Annotated in this window: 18 protein-coding genes; 9 read left to right on the plus strand and 9 right to left on the minus strand. The window is 31.2% G+C overall.

The window, feature by feature from the left end; all coding sequences use genetic code 11:
• Nucleotides 1-2: 2 nt before the first annotated feature.
• Both QVZ41_RS08405 and glmS read left to right on the plus strand, forming a co-directional pair.
• Entirely contained in the window at nucleotides 3-1,994 is a 1,992-nt protein-coding gene (locus QVZ41_RS08405) for a DUF4954 family protein (RefSeq protein WP_302884115.1), read from the plus strand.
• A gap of 3 nt (nucleotides 1,995-1,997) precedes the next feature.
• Entirely contained in the window at nucleotides 1,998-3,842 is a 1,845-nt protein-coding gene (glmS, locus tag QVZ41_RS08410) for a glutamine--fructose-6-phosphate transaminase (isomerizing) (RefSeq protein WP_302884116.1), read from the plus strand.
• 87 nt (nucleotides 3,843-3,929) lie between these two features.
• Here the strand turns inward: glmS and QVZ41_RS08415 are convergent, their stop codons facing one another.
• The 4 genes from QVZ41_RS08415 to QVZ41_RS08430 are packed head-to-tail and all read right to left on the minus strand — an operon-like array spanning nucleotide 3,930 to nucleotide 7,244.
• Entirely contained in the window at nucleotides 3,930-4,430 is a 501-nt protein-coding gene (locus tag QVZ41_RS08415; protein ID WP_302884117.1) for a hypothetical protein, read from the minus strand.
• A 10-nt stretch (nucleotides 4,431-4,440) separates the two neighbouring features.
• Entirely contained in the window at nucleotides 4,441-5,340 is a 900-nt protein-coding gene (miaA, locus tag QVZ41_RS08420; RefSeq protein WP_302884118.1) for a tRNA (adenosine(37)-N6)-dimethylallyltransferase MiaA, read from the minus strand.
• A gap of 4 nt (nucleotides 5,341-5,344) precedes the next feature.
• Nucleotides 5,345-6,163 (minus strand): ion transporter, encoded by an 819-nt coding sequence (locus tag QVZ41_RS08425; RefSeq protein WP_302884119.1) that lies wholly within the window; start codon nucleotides 6,161-6,163, stop codon nucleotides 5,345-5,347.
• The gene (locus QVZ41_RS08430; RefSeq protein ID WP_302884120.1) at nucleotides 6,156-7,244 is read right to left on the minus strand and encodes an exonuclease domain-containing protein; all 1,089 of its coding nucleotides are present in this window, start codon (nucleotides 7,242-7,244) and stop codon (nucleotides 6,156-6,158) included. Before QVZ41_RS08430 ends, QVZ41_RS08425 begins: the two co-directional genes overlap by 8 nt.
• 173 nt (nucleotides 7,245-7,417) lie before the next feature.
• On the opposite strand from QVZ41_RS08430, the gene QVZ41_RS08435 reads away from it, so the two are divergent.
• The 3 genes from QVZ41_RS08435 to QVZ41_RS08445 all read left to right on the plus strand — a co-directional run bounded on the left by QVZ41_RS08435 (nucleotide 7,418) and on the right by QVZ41_RS08445 (nucleotide 11,712).
• The gene (locus QVZ41_RS08435; RefSeq protein WP_302884121.1) at nucleotides 7,418-8,293 is read left to right on the plus strand and encodes a helix-turn-helix domain-containing protein; all 876 of its coding nucleotides are present in this window, start codon (nucleotides 7,418-7,420) and stop codon (nucleotides 8,291-8,293) included.
• Between the two features lie 86 nt (nucleotides 8,294-8,379).
• Complete coding sequence (locus QVZ41_RS08440) at nucleotides 8,380-9,615, plus strand: multidrug effflux MFS transporter (protein ID WP_302884122.1); 1,236 nt, start codon at nucleotides 8,380-8,382, stop codon at nucleotides 9,613-9,615.
• A 144-nt stretch (nucleotides 9,616-9,759) separates the two neighbouring features.
• Nucleotides 9,760-11,712, plus strand: coding sequence for a M1 family metallopeptidase (locus tag QVZ41_RS08445; RefSeq protein ID WP_302884123.1), 1,953 nt, complete (start codon nucleotides 9,760-9,762; stop codon nucleotides 11,710-11,712).
• 33 nt (nucleotides 11,713-11,745) lie between these two features.
• On the opposite strand, the gene QVZ41_RS08450 is transcribed toward QVZ41_RS08445, so the two are convergent.
• The 4 genes from QVZ41_RS08450 to QVZ41_RS08465 form a co-directional block, all read right to left on the minus strand.
• Nucleotides 11,746-12,408 carry a YggS family pyridoxal phosphate-dependent enzyme gene (locus QVZ41_RS08450; protein ID WP_302884124.1) on the minus strand — a complete coding sequence of 221 codons (663 nt, stop codon included), beginning with the start codon at nucleotides 12,406-12,408 and terminating at the stop codon, nucleotides 11,746-11,748.
• Nucleotides 12,409-12,489: 81 nt separating this feature from the next.
• Nucleotides 12,490-13,440: a D-2-hydroxyacid dehydrogenase gene (locus tag QVZ41_RS08455; protein WP_302884125.1), complete on the minus strand. Its 951-nt coding sequence runs from the start codon at nucleotides 13,438-13,440 to the stop codon at nucleotides 12,490-12,492.
• A 31-nt stretch (nucleotides 13,441-13,471) separates the two neighbouring features.
• Nucleotides 13,472-14,530 carry a 3-phosphoserine/phosphohydroxythreonine transaminase gene (serC, locus tag QVZ41_RS08460; RefSeq protein WP_302884126.1) on the minus strand — a complete coding sequence of 353 codons (1,059 nt, stop codon included), beginning with the start codon at nucleotides 14,528-14,530 and terminating at the stop codon, nucleotides 13,472-13,474.
• An 84-nt stretch (nucleotides 14,531-14,614) separates the two neighbouring features.
• The gene (locus QVZ41_RS08465; protein WP_302884127.1) at nucleotides 14,615-15,673 is read right to left on the minus strand and encodes an acyl-CoA reductase; all 1,059 of its coding nucleotides are present in this window, start codon (nucleotides 15,671-15,673) and stop codon (nucleotides 14,615-14,617) included.
• Nucleotides 15,674-15,749: 76 nt separating this feature from the next.
• Between QVZ41_RS08465 and QVZ41_RS08470 the strand changes: the two genes are divergently transcribed.
• From QVZ41_RS08470 to QVZ41_RS08485, 4 genes are all read left to right on the plus strand, one after another.
• Nucleotides 15,750-16,100: a 4Fe-4S dicluster domain-containing protein gene (locus tag QVZ41_RS08470; RefSeq protein ID WP_302884128.1), complete on the plus strand. Its 351-nt coding sequence runs from the start codon at nucleotides 15,750-15,752 to the stop codon at nucleotides 16,098-16,100.
• 95 nt (nucleotides 16,101-16,195) lie between these two features.
• Nucleotides 16,196-16,990 carry a GDSL-type esterase/lipase family protein gene (locus QVZ41_RS08475; RefSeq protein ID WP_302884129.1) on the plus strand — a complete coding sequence of 265 codons (795 nt, stop codon included), beginning with the start codon at nucleotides 16,196-16,198 and terminating at the stop codon, nucleotides 16,988-16,990.
• 81 nt (nucleotides 16,991-17,071) lie between these two features.
• Nucleotides 17,072-17,674, plus strand: a complete 603-nt coding sequence (locus QVZ41_RS08480; RefSeq protein WP_302884130.1) for a SatD family protein — start codon at nucleotides 17,072-17,074, stop codon at nucleotides 17,672-17,674.
• Entirely contained in the window at nucleotides 17,668-18,378 is a 711-nt protein-coding gene (locus tag QVZ41_RS08485) for a DUF3307 domain-containing protein (RefSeq protein ID WP_302884131.1), read from the plus strand. Before QVZ41_RS08480 ends, QVZ41_RS08485 begins: the two co-directional genes overlap by 7 nt.
• Here QVZ41_RS08485 and QVZ41_RS08490 read toward each other — a convergent pair.
• Nucleotides 18,367-19,053, minus strand: coding sequence for a pseudouridine synthase (locus QVZ41_RS08490; RefSeq protein ID WP_302884132.1), 687 nt, complete (start codon nucleotides 19,051-19,053; stop codon nucleotides 18,367-18,369). The genes QVZ41_RS08485 and QVZ41_RS08490 overlap by 12 nt on opposite strands.
• Nucleotides 19,054-19,085: the final 32 nt, after the last annotated feature.

Raw genomic sequence — 19,085 nt, forward strand, 5'->3', positions numbered from 1 at the left:
TTTTGAACAATTATAGAAGTATCACTAAAGAAGAAATTGATCAACTTATTCAACAAGGATGTCAGTCTGATGCGTGGGACAAAATTTTTATAAAACCAACAACTGATGTCTCAAAAATGTCATCAGTCACTTTTTCTGGAGAAAACTACATTGGTAGTATTGAAGGAGATAGAACATTTTATGGTGGAATTGTAAAACAAAACAGTATTAGAAATGTTCATTTACACAATTGTAAAATTGGAGACAATGCTTTTATTAACAACGTTAAAAGTTACATTGCCAATTACCATATTGGTGATAATGTACTGATAGACAATGTTGATATTATTGCGGTTGATGGTTCTTGTAGCTTTGGAAATGGCGTTTGTGTTGATGTAATTAATGAAGGAGGAGGAAGAGATATTCTTATTTTTAATCAATTATCTGCGCAAATTGCTTACTTATTAGCTTTATACAGACACAAAACAGTTTTGGTTGATGAACTAAAACGAATGATTGAAGAATATACAAAATCGATTACTTCGACTGTTGGATATATTGGAAATGATGTTAAAATTTTAAATGCCAACACCATAAAAGGTGTTTGTATTGGCGATGGAGCTTATATCAATTCTGCCTCAAAATTAATTAATGGGAGTATTAATTCTACCAATGAATCTAAGGTTTATGTAGGAACGGGAGTAATGGCAACCAATTTTATTATTTCAAGTGATTCAAAGGTTGATAACTCTTCTGTGTTGACCAATTGTTTTATAGGTCAAGGTTGTTTAATTGATAAGCATTATTCCATAGAACATTCCATATTTTTCGCCAATTGTCAAGGTTTTAATGGAGAAGCTTGTTCTATTTTTGCTGGACCTTATACGGTTACACACCATAAATCTACCTTGTTAATTGCAGGATTGTTTTCTTTTATGAATGCCGGAAGTGGATCAAACCAAAGCAATCACATGTATAAGTTAGGACCAATTCATCAAGGAATTATGGAGCGTGGTGCTAAAACAACGAGTGATTCTTATGTATTGTGGCCATCAAAAATAGGTCCTTTTACATTGGTGATGGGAAGACATTATCAACATGTAGATTCTTCAGATTTTCCATTTTCTTATTTGATAGAAGATAAAAACAAATCGTATTTAATTCCAGGAGCAAATTTAAAAAGTGTAGGAACGGTTAGGGATGCACAAAAATGGCCAAAAAGAGATAATAGGCATTCAAAAAATAGAATGGACATTATCAATTTTAACTTGTTGAGTCCGTATACCATTCATAAAGTTTCAGAAGGATTAAAATACTTAAATACTATTTTAGAGCTTTCGGGAGATAAATTAGAGGAATATAACTATAAAGATATGGTTGTAAAAAAATCTAGTTTACATAACGGAATAAAAATGTACAATATTGTGATTAATAAATTTTTAGGGAACTCTATTATAAGTAGGGTAGAAGATAAAAATATTAAAACAATTGATGAGTTAAGAGAAATACTAAAACCTACATCAAACATAGGAAAAGGAAAGTGGATAGATGTTAGTGGTTTATTATGTCCCATATCTGCTTTGAATCTTTTTGTAGATAAAGTAGAAAAATTAGAAGTAAAAACGATTGAGGATGTCATTGAGGAATTGAATCAAATCAACAATCATTATTATGAATACGAATGGAATTGGGCGGTAGAATTGATTGAAAGTTTTTATAAAATTAAAATTGAAGAAATTACACAAGAAGATTTTATTAGTATTGTAAATGATTGGAAGAAATCGGTAGTAGATTTAGATAAAATGCTTTATAAAGATGCTAGTAAAGAGTTTGATTTGCATTCTTATGTAGGTTTTGGGGCTGATGGTGATGAAAAAGAAAAATTAGCAGATTTCAAGAGTGTTCGTGGAGCTTTTGAAAGTAATTCAACGGTGTTAGAAATATTAAGTCATATCGACAGAAAAGAAAAGTTAGGGACTAAAATAATTGCTCAAATCAAAGAGATTAAAGGATAAATTATGTGTGGAATCGTAGGGTATATTGGGAAGAAACAAGCTTCTAATATTTTAATTGAAGGGTTAAAGAAATTAGAATATAGAGGTTACGATAGCGCAGGAATTGCGGTGTTAGATAGTGATATTTTGGTTTACAAACAACCAGGAAAAGTCGTGAATCTTGAAGAAAGTATTGATGAGAAAGTAGTGGGTAAAACCATTGGTGTTGCTCATACTCGTTGGGCTACACACGGAGAACCTACCAAAGAAAACGCACACCCTCATAAATCTAACAATCAAGAAATAGTATTGGTTCATAACGGAATTATTGAAAATTATAAATTCTTAAAAGATGAACTTTTAGATCATGGTTTTACTTTTTTAGGTCAAACTGATACAGAAGTTTTGGTGAATTACATCCAATATATTCAAGACAAAGATCAGACAACGATTGATGTTGCCGTAAGAAAAGCCTTGCAAAATGTAAATGGTGCTTACGCTTTGGCTATTATGGATAAAAAAGAACCTAATAAAATGGTGGTGACTCGTAAAGGGAGTCCACTTGCTATTGGTTTAACAGATACAAATGATGAGTTTTATGTAGCTTCTGATGCCATTCCAATTATTGAACATACACAATCTTTAGTCTATTTAAATGACAATGATGTGGTGGTGTTAGAAAGAGGTCAGCAAATGAAAGTGACTGATATTTATGGGGTTGAAAAACAGTACAAAGTTAAAACACTTGATTTAAATTTAGATAAGGTTAGCAAAGGAGATTATGAGCATTATATGCTTAAAGAAATTTTTGAGCAACCTTCTACCATTAAAAACACTTTGTTTAGTCACTTAAATACAGAGAACTCAAACATTCATTTTGAGAATTTAGATGAACTAAAAGAAAAACTAGTCAAAGCAAGTAGAATTATCATTGTTTCTTGTGGTACTTCATGGCATGCAGGAATTGTAGGAGAATATATTATTGAAGAATTGGCAAGAATTCCTGTTGAAGTGGAATATGCTTCAGAATTTAGATATAGAAATCCAATCATTACCAAAGATGATATCGTAATGGCTATTTCTCAGTCTGGGGAGACAGCCGACACTTTAGCGGCTTTACGTTATTCCAAAGCACAAGGAGCTACTACTTTTTGTATTTGTAATGTGTTTAACTCCTCTATGGCAAGAGAGTGTGATTTTACAGCCTATACTTATGCGGGAGCAGAAATTGGAGTAGCCAGTACCAAAGCATTTACGGCTCAAGTTGCGGTAGTTTCTTTATTGGCTATTCAGTTAGGATTGGAAAGAAATGAAATCACTCAAGAAAAAGCCAATAGTTTGGTAGAAGAAATCAAAACCCTTCCTTCTGTGGTGAATCATATTTTTAATATTGATGATCATATTAAAAGTGTTGCTAAAAATTATACCAAAACGACAAGCTTTTTGTTTTTAGGAAGAGGAATCAACTTTCCTATTGCTTTAGAAGGAGCTTTAAAATTAAAAGAAATCTCATATATACATGCAGAAGGATATCCAGCAGCAGAAATGAAGCACGGACCTATTGCCATGATTGAAGAATCTTTACCAACGGTAATTATTGCCACCAATAATGAATATTACGATAAATTAGTATCGAATGCACAAGAGGTAAAAGCACGTAAGGGGCCAATTATTGCTGTGGTAAACGAAGATGATAGCGAAATGATTCATACGGCAGACTTTGTTTTTAAAGTGCCTAGAGTGTCGGATATGTTACAGCCAATTGTGTCTGTAATTCCGTTACAATTATTCTCTTATCACGTAGCAGTGTTAAAAGGATGTAATGTAGATCAACCAAGAAATTTAGCGAAATCTGTAACGGTGGAGTAAAATTTATTGATTATTAAAAACCAAAAAAGCTATCTAAATTTTAGATAGCTTTTTGTTTTTTTTAGATGCTAAAATAAATCCTAAAGATCATTTTTTATGAATATTTACTTTTCCATACTCAAGAATATTATAATTAGAATCTTGTAGAACAAAATAAAGTCTGTAGAAACCTGAAGGTTTGTCGGTCAAATGATATGCTACTTTTAAATTTTTTAGAGATCTTGATTCTATGATTTTTTCGTATTTATTGTTTACAATAATGGTATTGATTATAGAACGAGGATAACTAAATGATAAATTGACAATATCTTGAAAGGGGTTAGGATATAAAATAATATCATAATTAATATCTACAATTGACAGATTACCTTCGTCATCTTCTATTGGTTTATTTTCGTTTAATAAATTTTCATAAGTATTGGTTTTATTAAAATCTAGAGAATCAAATAGTTTCTTTTCAAATTGACTAAAGTCATTCATTTGAAAATCTAATGAACTATTATTTATGCCAAAATCATCATTGTCTTTTTTACAACTTATAATTCCTATAAGTATTATGGAGTAGATAAAAATTCTGTTTTTTTTCATAGCAATAAGTTTATATAGAGGTTTCAATTTTGTTTATAATATTTTTTACATCTTCCATATAATCAAACCACCATGTGTTTTCATCTTTTTTAAACCAAGTGAGTTGTCTTTTGGCAAAACGTCTTGAGTTTTTTTTGATTTCTGAAATGGCAAAATCAAAATCAATAGTTCCATCTAAATATTGGAATAATTCTCTATAACCAACTGTTTGTAGGGCGTTTAAATTTTTTAAAGGGTAAAGTGATTCAACTTCTTTTAAAAGTCCCTTTTCTAGCATAATATCAACCCTACGATTGATACGATCATAAATAATTTCTCTATCAGCGGTCAATCCAATTTTAATAGGAGTAAAGTTTCTTGGTGTTTTAGGTTTGTTTTTAAAAGAACTATAGGTTTGTCCACTTCCTATACAAACTTCTAAAGCACGAATAATTCGATGAGGATTCTCAATAGTTATTTCTTGGTAAGTTTCAGGATCTAATGTTTTTAATTGATTTTGTAAACTTTCTAATCCTTCTTTTTCTAATCTTTTATTTAATTCTTCTCTAACAGAAGCATCAATAGTAGGGAAGTGGTCTAATCCGTTTATCACGGCATCTACATACAATCCGCTACCGCCAACCATAATTACAATGTTGTTTTTTAAGAAAAGCTCCTCTAATTTTTGCAATGCTTCACGTTCAAAATGACCAACGCTATATGCTTCGTGTATGCTTTTATTCTGAATAAAATGATGCGTGGCTGCAGCCAATTCTTCGGGTTCAGGAACGGCTGTACCAATAGACATTTCTTTAAAAAATTGTCTAGAATCACAAGAAATAATTTCAGCGTTAAAATGTTGAGCCAATTGAATGCTTAACGCTGTTTTTCCAATAGCAGTAGGGCCTACAACCGTAATTAAATAATTCATTTATCTATAGTCTTTCTCCACATTGATGACAATATTTTGCATGGTCACCATGATGATCTTCATTACAATTATTACAAACTTGTGTGTTTATTTTATGTTTTTTCACATCACTGTATTCAGAAGAAACAATTCCTGTGGGTACAGCAATAATTCCATATCCCATTATCATTACAATAGTGGCAAAAAATTGTCCTAAAGCGGTAACTGGAGCTATATCACCATAACCAACAGTAGTCATGGTTACCACAATCCAATAAATACTTCTTGGAATACTGGTAAAACCACTATCGGCATTTCCTTCTATTAAATACATAATGGTTCCAAGTACTATGGAAAGTACTACGACAGCAAAAACAAAGACACCAATTTTCGCTCTACTGGCTTTAATGGCCTTGAGTAAATCGTTAGAAGCTCCTACATATCTAACAATTTTTAAAATGGTAAAAACCCTTAGCAAACGTAAAGATCTTAACACTAATAAAGCTTCGGTATTTCCTATAAAAAGACCTAAATATTTAGGTAAAGTTGCAGCCAAATCAATTAGACCATAAGCGCTAAAAATATATTTTAAAGGGGATTTTACGGTAGAAACTCTTAATATATATTCAATGGTAAATAAAATGGTAATGACCCATTCTATGATTTGAAAATAAGTTCCATAAACAGCTTGTAAGTGTTCAACACTTTCTAGCATTACTACCAAAACACTAATTAGGATTAAAAGAAGTAAGATTACATCAAACAATTTACCTGCAGGGGTGTCTGCTTCATAAATAATTTCATGTAATTTCTTTTTCCAAGTTTTGTGCTCTTTTTTATTCAAAACGAATGATTTTTTTGAATTTACCAGTGTCTAAATATTTTTTAACCTGTTCTCTATTATAAAGATTGTCTTCTATAGGAGAAATTAAGTTTCGTATAATGTCTATATGCGTAATTTGATAAGCCAATTCCACATAACCATATCCTTTTAACTGCCCATTTTCTAATAAAAAAATAGATTTTTCTGCTGTTCCTCTTCCGTTATCAATAAAAATGGCATTGCCTGAATTAAAAACGGTGGTAGGAATGTTTTTTTTAGAAATAGTATTAAACCTAGGCTGATTTTTCTCAATGGCTTGGTTGCTTTTAATGCTAGAGATTAACAAGCTTCCTGTTTCTTCAAAAGTAATATCGTGAATCTTTTTTTGTAAGGATTTAGAGCGATTGGATTTACGCATCAATAGTTGATTGACTCCCGTTCTAATGTTTTTGTTTTTACCGATGTAAATAATATCACCGTTTTCATTATGAATATAAAAAACGCCTGTTTTTCTTGGTGCTTTATCTAATAGTTTTTGGAAATGGTTGCTTAATTTACTCTTGGTTTTTCCTTCTGCTTTTATGTTGGTTTTAATAATGGTTTTATCCACATCTTTATTGAGTAACATCTTAAAAAGCTTTACGGTTGCCAATGCATCTCCATTGGCTCTATGTCTTTCACTCATAGGAATTCCAAGACTTTTACAGAGTTTACCTAGACTGTAAGATTCTTGATCAGGAATTAATTTTCTACTTAATTCTACAGTGCAAAGCGTGTCTTTTACAAAATTATAGCCCAAACGGTTAAACTCATTTCTTAAAATTCTGTAATCAAAACTTGAGTTGTGGGCAACCAAAACACAGTCTTCAGTAATCTCTATAATCTGCTTGGCTATTTCATGAAACTTAGGGGCATTGCGTAACATTTTGTTGTTAATTCCTGTTAATTGTACTACAAAAGGTTGGATAGGAATTTCTGGATTGACCAAAGTAATAAATTTATCGACTACTTTTTTGCCATCAAATTTATGAATGGCTATTTCAGTCATTCCTTCTTCATTAAATTTTCCTCCAGTAGTTTCTATGTCTAGAATAGCGTACATCTAATCAATTAACAGTTAGTATTAAGCTTTATAAGCCCTATGTTTTGTCACAAATATAACATATCCAAATTGATTGATGTTAGCTATTATTCAACTATGTTAAAAATATAGATTTTAGATGGTTTTAAGGATTTTTGGTTTTGCTACCTTTGTGAGAAGGTAAAACACAAAAAGTGAAAGTTTTTAATTCCATAAAAGAGTTGTTAGACGAAATTAATTTGACTAGAAAAATGGTTTCTCCATATTTCTATATTTTTAGGTATGACGAACTTGATTATGAAAAAAGAATTGAAAATTTCCCTCATTATAAGCGTTTTTTTGAGATTTCTTTTTATGAAGAAAATGAAAATAAAACTCAAATAGGACATACTGTTTTAAAAGATTTAAATAATGCGATCACTTTTACATCACCCATGCAGTCGCTGTCTATCAACAGAATTAAAAGACCTGTAGGGTATGTAATGTTTTTTAATGCTAAGTTTTTTACCCCAGAAAGACATCAATATAATATTCAGCAAGATTTTCCTTTTTTTAAGTTAAACACCACGCCTGTTTATAAAATTAGCCAAGAAGAGAAATTATACATAAAAAATATTTTAGAGAATATCCATAAAGAAAGTTTAGAGAATAAATCTCAGTGTAAAGAAATTATTCAATCATACCTTTTGATTTTATTAAATTATATTACCCGAATTTTAAAAGGAGATTCAGGAAATGTAAAACTAAAACGTTACGAAGAAATTACTTCTAATTTTGAAGAAATGATTTTACAAGAGGATGAAAGTTATAAAAGTATTGTTTCTTATGCTAAATTATTAGGCATCACACCTTTGTATTTGTCAGAATGTGTTAAAAAAACAACAGGATTATCAGCTAAAAAAGTATTGACAAACTATCAAATTCTAAAAGCAAAATCTTTATTGGTACAAACCACAAACTCTATAGATGAGATTGCTCATGTCATGGGTTTTAAAGAAACTACTAATTTTATCAAATTTTTTAAAAAGGATCAACAGATTACGCCTTTGGCCTATAGAAAACTACCATAAAAAGTATCATTTTAGTATACTTTTGTATTGCTGTATCATTTGTAAACTGCCTAACTTTGTCCTCATCAATAAAAGTAGTTTTAGGTATGAGAAGTTTAAGGTTAGATAAAAGCAAAAATATAGGAGTGATTACAGTATTAATAGCTTCGCTTACTGCTTTGTCATCATTGGCTATAGATTCTTTTTTATCAGGAATGCCCTTAATGGCTCATTTCTTTGGTGTAGAAATTAACACTATCGAGTTAATTATTACAGTTTATTTTTTAGGTTTTGCCATTGGTAATTTTTTTGGTGGTCCTTTGTCTGATGCTTTTGGTAGAAAAAAAATTGCATTGGCTGGAATTGGACTTTATGGTTTTTCAGCCTTATCCATTCCTTTTTGCGACACCATAGAAATGGTTCTGGTGCTTAGGTTTTTTCAAGCCTTTGGAGGTGGTTTTGCTACTGTTACGGCTAATTTATTTATAAGAGATTGGTATAAAGGAAAACAAGTGGCTAGGTTAATTACCATTACTGCCATGATTATGATGTTGGTTCCTTTGTTTGCTCCTGTATTAGGAGGGTTTTTAATCAACTTACAAGGATGGAAATTGGTGTTTTATTTCCTGTTTGCCATGTCAATAGTTTTGTTTATTATTTTCTATTTACTTGTTCCAGAATCAAGAGATAAAGAAAGTATTACCAATAAAATAACAGCCAAACAATTGGTGGTCAAGTACAAAATATTATTGTCCGATAGAAACGCTGTTATTTTCTTATTTGCACTATGTTTTCCTGTATCTGGTTTGTATGTTTTTATTACCAGTGCTTCGTTTATATATTTAGAATATTTTAATGTAGAGGTAAGTGTTTTTCCTTTAATTTTTGCAACAAGTATTATTTTAAATGTAGTAGCATCGTTCACAAATACCTATTTATTGAGAGTTTATGAGGCTAAAAAATTATTCCAATTAGGAATTACCATTCAGTTAATTTCAGGATTTTCATTATTCATCATCACCCTGTTTGATTTGGTTACTTTTTGGAGTGTATTTACTTTAATCGCATTATTTATTGGTAGTATAGGATTTATATTTGGAAATGGATCGGCCATTTTGTTAGACATCAAACCAGAGGTAAGTGGTGCGGCAAATGCTGCTATTGGAATTACAAGATTTGTATTAGGATTTTTAGCGGGAACTTTGGTAGCTGTTTTTCATACCAATGATTTAGTACCTATTGGAATAGGAATGTTTGTTTGTTCTTTAATCGGGAATATCATCTTTTTAATTTTCAAAGCAATAAGTAATAAATCGATAGCATTGGCAGGCTCATGTAGTTAAACTAATTTCTTATAAATTTTTTAGTAGGCTTGGTTAAGAAATATGTTTTAAAAACAGTTTTTTAACCAAGCTTTTCTTTTGATAACTTAGGATGAATACCGTAATTTTAGGGTCTTTTATTAATTATTATATATCCACACATTTATGAAACAAATAATGAATTGGTCTGTGTTAGGTTTATTTGCTTTGCAAGTTTTCTCAGTCACAGCCCAAGAAGTAATCCCTAACAATCAAAGTGATTTTAATCCTATCATGTATCGTCAGAGCAGTCCTTACAGATCTGCATTGGGGCAACCAGGAGATCAATATTGGCAAAACCAAGCTGATTATAGCATTGAAGCTACTTTAGATCCTGAAAAAAATACCATTACAGGTCACGTTACCTTAACTTATCACAACAATAGTCCGTATGATTTAAATTATATATGGATGTATGTAGAACAAAATCGTTTTACAGAAACTTCTAGAGGAACCTTAACCACTCCAATTATGGGGAATCGTTATTCTGGTGATGTAGATGGTGGTTGTGATATTTCTAATCTTGAAGCAAAATCAAATAAAAGAAGTAAGGCTTCTTCAAAGCATGTAATTTCAGATACCAGAATGCAAGTGTTTTTTAACGACCCTATTGCTGCTAAAAATGGTGTTGCCACAGTAAGTATGGATTTTACTTATAAAATTCCTGAATCAGGAATGGACAGAATGGGAAGATTAACTACAGAAAACGGTACTGTATACTCATTAGCACAATGGTATCCTAGAGTAGCTGTTTTTGATGATGTTAAAGGATGGAACACAGAGCCTTATTTGGGAGCAGGAGAGTTTTATGTAGACTATGGTAATTATGATTATAAAGTAACCGTTCCTTATGATTATGTGGTAGTTGGTTCTGGTGCTTTGGTAAATGATAAAGAAGTACTAACTTCAACTCAAAGAGATCGTTTTGCTAAAGCGGCTAAAAGTGATGATAGGGTTTATATTATTACACCAGAGGAAGTAAATGATGTTGATAAAACACGTCCAACCCAAAATGGTACACTTACTTGGCATTTTAAAATGGAAAACACTCGTGATGTTGCTTTTGCCACTTCTAAAGCTTTTGTTTGGGATGCAGCAAAAATTAATTTACCAAGTGGAAAAACTATAATGGCACAATCTGTATATCCTAAAGAAGTGTCGGGTAATGATGCTTGGGGGCGTTCAACAGAATATACAAAAGGTTCTGTTGAAAACTATTCTAATCAATGGTTTGAGTACCCATATCCAAATGCGGTAAACGTAGCTTCAAATGTTGGAGGAATGGAATATCCAGGATTGAGTTTCTGTAACTCAACAAGTACAGGAAGAGGTTTGTGGGGAGTTACAGATCATGAATTTGGACACAACTGGTTTCCAATGATTGTGGGTTCTAATGAGCGTTTATATCCATGGATGGATGAAGGATTTAATACTTTTATTAATTACTACAGTGCCAAAGCTTTTAACAATGGAGAGTATCCAAATGATTTAATTAAAGGAAGAAAAAGTTTAAGGATTTACAATTCTAAAAATAGAGAAGGAATAGATACTTATCCTGATGTGGTAAATACTCGTAATTTGGGTAACACCGCTTATGGAAAACCAGGTTTGGGATTAATTATGTTAAGAGAATATATTTTAGGTCCAGAACGTTTTGATTATGCTTTTAAGCAGTATATTAAAAATTGGGCATACAAACATCCACAACCATCAGACTTTTTTAATGCGATGGAAAATGGAGCAGGAGAGAACTTAAATTGGTTTTGGAGAGGTTGGTTTTATGGAACTGGTAATATTGATTTAGCTATTTCATACGTTCAGCCTTACAAAGGAGATTATGTGATTGTTTTAGAAAATAGAGGAGACTTTCCAATGCCTGTAAAGTTAAAAGTAACTTATGATGATGATACCACTGAAATAAAAAATATTCCAGTAGAAATATGGCAAAGAGGAGATAGTTGGAATTATTTATTAAAAACAACTAAAAGGTTAAAATCAGTTGAGATTGATCCTGATAAAATTTTACCAGATGTCAATAGTTCAAATGATGTTTGGCCTAGTGATATTTATAAAGATTAAAACAAAAAGTTCCAGATTTCCCTGGAACTTTTTTTATTTGTTATAGTTTCTATTTCCAAAAATGGCACTCCCTACACGAACCATATTACTTCCTTGTTCGATAGCCAATTCATAATCACCACTCATTCCCATAGAAACAGTGTTGAATTGTGGTTGAGTAGGTTTTAGTTCGTCATAAAAGGTTTTTAGCGATGAAAATTCTTGTTTTATTTGATTTTCATCCTCTACAAAACTCGCCATTCCCATCAAACCGACTATTTTTATGTTTTCAAGATTTTTATAATCATCAGAACTTAAAATATCTTTGATTTTTTCAGCCGATAATCCAAATTTAGAATCTTCTTCTGCTATTTTTAACTGTAACAAACAATTAATAATTCGGTTGTGTTTTTTAGCTTGTTTGTTGATTTCTTTTAAGGTTGAAAACTTGTCTACTCCATGAATCAAATCTACAAAATGAGCCATGTATTTTACCTTATTACTTTGTAAATGACCAATCATATGCCAAGAAATATCTTTGGGTAAAACATCGTATTTCTCTACCATTTCCTGAATTTTATTTTCACCAAATATTCGCTGTCCAGCATCATAGGCCTCTTGAAGATCTGAAACAGGTTTGGTTTTAGATACGGCAACCAAAGTAACTTCTTTAGGAAGTGTTTTTTTTATATCTGCTAAATTTTGAGAAATACTCATGTGATTAGTTTTAAGTTGTGTAAAAATAAAAAATCCCCACAAACATATGTTTATGGGGATTGATTTATATAGTTAAATAAATTACTTCAAAATAGAAATAATTTGATCAGCTAATTCAGTTCCAATACGGTCTTGTGCTTCTAAAGTAGCTGCACCAATATGTGGCGTTAATGAAATATTAGGATTCATTAATACTTTCATAGATGGTTTAGGCTCGCTTTCAAAAACGTCTAATCCAGCTTTTGCAATTTCTCCACTTTCTAGAGCTTCAATCAAAGCAACTTCATCAATTACACCACCACGAGCAGCGTTGATAATGATTGCTGTGTTTTTCATCATTTTAAATTCTGGAGTACTTATTACATAACCATCTTGAGCAGGTACGTGTAAGGTGATAAAATCAGCATTCTTTAACACTTCTTCTTTAGAGACAGTATTTACTGTAAAAGAAACTTTTTGTCCATCAAAGAACTCTAAGTCTAAATCTACTTTATCAAAGAAAGGGTCAAAAGCAATTACTTTCATACCTAATCCCAAAGCGATTTTAGCAGTAGCTTGACCAATACGACCAAAACCAATTACTCCTAAAGTTTGTCCTTTTAATTCAACTCCTTTAGCGTAAGATTTTTTTAAAGCTCCAAACTTAGTATCACCCTCTAAAGGCATGTTTCTGTTTGCATCTTGTAAAAAACGTACCAAACCAAATAAGTGAGCAAATACTAATTCTCCTACAGAGTGAGAAGAAGATGCTGGTGTATTGATTACGTGTAATCCTTTGTCTTTTGCATATTGTACATCAATGTTATCCATACCAACACCACCACGACCGATGATTTTTAAAGATGGACAAGCATCAATTAATTCTTGTCTTACTGTAGTTGCAGATCTTACTAAGATGACATCAATGTTATTCTCATTGATGTAACTTTCCAATTGATCTTGAGCAACTGTAGTTAAAATTACTTCAAATCCTGCTTTTTCTAAGGCATCAACACCTGATTGTGCTAAACCGTCGTTTGCTAAAACTTTCATTTAATTATTGTTTATGCTTAGGGTCTAAGCGTTAAAATTTCTTCATTACATCAATCAAAGCTTGTACGCTTTCTTTAGGCATCGCATTGTAAATAGAAGCTCTAAATCCTCCTACAGAACGGTGACCTTTTACGTTGCTAATTCCCGCTTCTGCACAAGCAGCTAAGAATTCAGCATCTTTAGATTCGTCTTTTAATAAGAATACTACATTCATTAAAGAACGATCTTCTTTAGCAACACTATTTACAAATGATGGGTTGTTGTCAATTTCATTGTACAACATAGCCGCTTTTTCTTCATTGTGTTTTTCAACAGCTTTTAATCCACCTTGAGCTTTCATGTATTCTAAGTTTAACATAGAAACATAAATAGCAAAAACAGGAGGCGTATTAAACATACTTTCTCCTTTGATATGGATTTGGTAATCTAACATAGAAGGAATGGTTCTACCAGTATTTCCTAATAAGTCTTTTTTTACAATAACCAAAGTAGCTCCCGCAGGACCTAAGTTCTTTTGTGCACCTGCATAAATAATTCCGAATTTAGAAACATCTACGGGTTTAGAGAAAATATCAGAAGACATATCTGCTACCAAAGGAACTTCTGTGGTAGGGAATTCTTTGAATTGAGTTCCAAAAATAGTATTGTTAGAAGTAATGTGAACATAATCAGCATCCGTAGGAATACTATATCCTTTCGGAATGTAGTTATAATTAGTGTCTTCAGAAGAGGCCACTACATCTACTTGTCCAAATAATTTTGCTTCTTTAATAGCTTTAGAACTCCAAGCACCAGTATCTACATAGGCAGCTTTACCACCTTCGTTTTTCATTAAATTGATAGCAGTCATTAAAAATTGCATAGAAGCTCCACCTTGCAAGAATAATACTTCGTGAGTTTCTGGTACATTTAATAATTCTTTTACCAATGCAACGGCTTTGTCATATACAGCAACAAATTCCTTGCTACGGTGAGATATTTCAATTAATGATAAACCTGTGTTGTCAAAATCTAATACAGCTTGACTAGCTTTCTCAAATACTTCTTGAGGTAGGATTGAAGGACCTGCGCTAAAATTATGTTTTTTCATTATATATTTAATTTTTGGAAAGCACAAATTTATAAAATCTAGTCACTTTACCTTTACGTTTGAGTATTTATTTTTAACGTTTTTTTACAATGTTATTAAAAAATTAACAGTATCAACGTTATCCGCATAATTCCATAATTTTGGAACCTGTGTTTGCCCAAATTTTACACTATCTTCAATATTTAGCTCAGAAGTGATGCATTGAATCTTATCTGATTCGTCTTTTAATTTGATTTTAAGAGCATCAAAATCATCATAAAATTCATAAAATAGAGAGGCAATAGGAGAGGCGTAGCTTTTATCTTCTTTTAACATTAAAAAACCGTTTTCTTTAATGTCAAATAAGCTCATTAAATATACGGCTTTGTTATAGTCGTAATTATTGGCGTATTTAGTATAATTAAGAATGTCTTTGTGTTTGTAAACAGCTTTAAAAAGCTTATCAAAGTCATAATTTCTAGGAACAAATATTTTAGAAACATTTCTACAACCTAATCCGTAATATCTAAAAATATCATCACTTAAATTTTCTAGTTGCTCATGGGTTTCATTACCATCTAAAACAGCCACAGAATTTCTACTTTTCCTAATGATATGGGGATGTTTTCCGAAATAATAGTCAAAATAGCGAGCCGTATTATTACTTCCCGTAGCAATTACTGCATCATAATTTTGTAGTTTTTCTTCTGTAAAAGTAAATGTTCCTTTAAAGCTAGGCTCTATATATTCTAAATATTTTGCTATAAGTGGAATAAAATGTTTATCATTTGACGATAATTTGGCCAAGACTTTATTTCCGGTAATGGCTACACATAAAAAGTCATGAAAGCCTACTAAAGGAATGTTTCCAGCCATAATAACTGCAATGGTTTTATGATTAGTTGATGGAACGTTATATTCTTGTAACCACTGATCAATGTTTTTTTTAGTTAGTGTTTTTGCCCAACTATCAAAAGCAAATAACACATTGTTTTGAGTAAACCAACTGTTGTATTCTTCGGCTCTTTTTATTTGAGTAGCAAATACCTCAAAAAATAAATCATTAAAAGGAATATCTTCTTTTTTAAGAATCTCAGTTGTTGTAAATTGCGAAAGAAATTGCCCTAAGGTAATAAATGCTTGTTTTCTCTTATCTAAACTCATTATAAGTTAGTTTGTGGGTTTTGAATGAATACAAAATGTATTATTTTTGTGGCACAAATTTAAAGAAAAAAGAACGATGGCAATTATAATAACAGACGAATGTATAAACTGTGGAGCTTGTGAACCAGAGTGTCCTAATAATGCAATATATGAAGGTGCTGAAGAGTGGAAGTATTCTGAGGGAACTTCTTTAGAGGGAGACTTTGTCTTACCAAATGGACATAGTGGGAATGCTGATGAAGAGCAAGAGCCTATTTCTGATGAAGTTTATTACATTGTACCTGATAAATGTACAGAATGTAAAGGTTTCCATGATGAGCCACAATGTGCTGCTGTTTGTCCAGTTGACTGTTGTGTACCTGATGAAGATGTGGTAGAAACAGAAGAGGAATTGTTAGCCAAACAAGCATTTTTACACAAAGACTAAGGTTAAAATATACTTATTAAAAACGCCAATCATAATTTATGATTGGCGTTTTTTGTTTCATAAATTGAAAGAAAAAAATATAAGATAATATATTTGTGATATTATCAAAATCTATTGAATTCCATAATATGTTTACAAAACTGAATTTTTCTGTGTTGTTATTTTATATAATGACTGTTTTTACAAGTCTTTTTGCTCAAGAAAATAATAATAGACCTTCAGATTTATTTCCAACAGAAAAAGTGGTTACTAGATACCATAATGATTGGACAATTAAAAATTATCAAAGTAGAATAGCTACGTTCAAAAAAGATATTCCAGAGTTTGGAGATGTTTTTTTTATAGGAAATAGCATCACCCAACAAGCAGGTGATTGGAATGAAAAGTTTGAATTAAATCACATTAAAAATAGAGGAATTGCAGGTGATGTAACCGATGGTGTGATTGCTAGGCTAAATGAAATTGTGTATTACAAACCCAAAGCTGTGTTTATTTTAATAGGGATCAATGATTTGTTTAACATGCATCATGATTTAGATAAAAGTCATAATTTAAAATATGATAAAATTATTCCATCGGCTAAATATGTAGGGAAAAATATCATGAAAATTGCAAAAATCATTCACCAAAAATCACCAAATACTAAAATTTTTGTAAGAACCGTGCTTCCAACCACACGTCCATTTTTAAAAGATGAAATTTTAGAAATTAATAAAATTATTAAAAAAGGAGCGCATAAAGGTTTTTATTCTGTAGTTGATTTATATAACGTTTTTGTTGATGAATCTGGTTTTATGAAAAAAGAATTAACCAAAGATGGGGTTCATTTGAATGACAAGGGCTATGAGCAATGGGTAACTTTTGAAAAACCAATACTTTTGAAACTCTAATATATCTTAAAAGTCATATATTCTTGTTTATATGATAAAAAGCATATATTTGTGTATATATGATAAAAAGCATATAAAACAATGAAAGCAGTAATTACAGCAGATATCGTTAATTCAAGAGAGGTTTCTCCTGAAATTTGGTTAAAGACTTTAAAAACCACTTTACAAAATATAGGGGAGGAATATGCCGTTTGGGAAATATTTAGAGGGGACAGTATCCAAGTTATCATACAACCTAAAAAAGCCTTAGAAGTAGCAGTTTTATTAAAGTCGGCAATCAAACAAATTCCAAATATTGATATTAGAATAGGAATTGGTATTGGAGAAATTACCTATCAATCAGAAAAAGTAACGACTTCTAATGGACCTGCATTTGTTTATGCTGGTGAAGCTTTTGACGGTTTAAAGAAAAATACTTTAGCCATAAAAACACGATGGCAAGAGTTTGATAAAACAATCAATATCATGCTAAACTTAGCCACTTTAACCATGGATTATTGGAAACCAGCCATGGCAGAAATTGTTTATAAACAGTTAGAAAACCCAGAAAGTAAACAAATAGAGATTGCTCAAGCTTTAAATAAAAAACAAAGCAATGTTAGCTACAGTTTAAAAAAGGCGGGATACGAAGAGATACAAGATTGTCTTCAGTTTTACAAACAAAAAATAGGAGAGTTATGTTAATACTAAAATTATTAATTGCTCATGTATTGGGAGATTTTGTATTACAACCTAATAAATGGGTTAAACATAAAGAAAAGAAAAAATGGGCCTCCAAATATTTGTATATCCATACTGTAATTCATGCTTTGTTGTTATTGATATTTCTTGGTTTTCAAGTCCAATATTTATGGACAATTGTAATGATTAGTATTTCTCATTTAATAATTGACAGTATTAAGTTATTAAAACCTTTAAAGAATAATAGGGTATTATTTTTTGCAGATCAAATAGCACATTTAATGGTAATTGGTTTGGTAGTTAAACAGTGGAATAGTTTAACGTTTGATGTAAAGAGTATTGTTACAGAACAAAACTTACTACTTGTATTGGCTTTGTTACTGTTAACATCAGTAACTTCTATTGTGTTAAAAGTGGTTTTTAGTGTATGGAATAAGGAGATAGAAGAAGTAAGTAAAGAAGATAGCTCATTAAAAAATGCAGGAAAATACATCGGAATTTTAGAACGTTTGTTTGTGTTTGCTTTTGTGGTGCTGAACCAATGGCAAGCAATTGGTTTTTTATTAGCTGCAAAATCGGTATTCCGTTTTGGGGATTTAACCAAAGCCAAGGATAGAAAATTAACTGAATATATATTGGTGGGAACTTTGTTAAGTTTTGGAATCGCCATTTTGATAGGGTTGACTTATCAATATTTAATCTTTTAGTTTTTGAATGACAAGTTTCCAATTTTCTGGGAAATCAGTTTCTAGAGAATGTTTTACCTCTGTAAATGGATGTACAAAAGCTAAGGTTTTGGCATGTAAAAACATGGCTTGATTTTGAAATTTCTCTTCAAACATCCTATTGTGAAAACGATCTCCGTATTTAGGATCCCCAATTAAAGGGTGACTAATTTTGTTCATGTGAATTCTTAATTGATGCAAACGACCTGTTTTGGGTTGTAACTCTACCAAACTATAACGAGATGTTTCATAAGGCCCCACTTTTATAGGGACTTCAAAAGTTTTGATACGTTTATAATAGGTAAGGGCTTCTTTATGTACGTTGGCATCACGACCTTTTACGGGACTGTCTATTTTTCCTTCTTCGGGAATAAAACCACGAACCAATCCATAATAAGTTTTCTGAATTTGATTGTTGATAAACAGTTCTTGAAATGCTTTTACATATTCCTTTTCTTTGGCAAATAGAATAATTCCAGAGGTTTTTCTATCTAGTCTATGAACAGGATAAAATTTAGCCTTCAATTCATCATTTAGCAATTGAACTAAAGATTTTTCTTCAAGCTGATTGTTAGCCATCACCGAATGATGTACCAGCATATTGTTCGGTTTGTGTACCGCTAAAATATAATCGTCTTGAAAAAGAATTTTAATCATTAAATAATAATATTACAGCTTGTAAATATAGT

The sequence above is a fragment of the Wenyingzhuangia gilva genome (assembly GCF_030519655.1).
GTDB classification, from domain to species: Bacteria; Bacteroidota; Bacteroidia; order Flavobacteriales; family Flavobacteriaceae; genus Wenyingzhuangia; species Wenyingzhuangia gilva.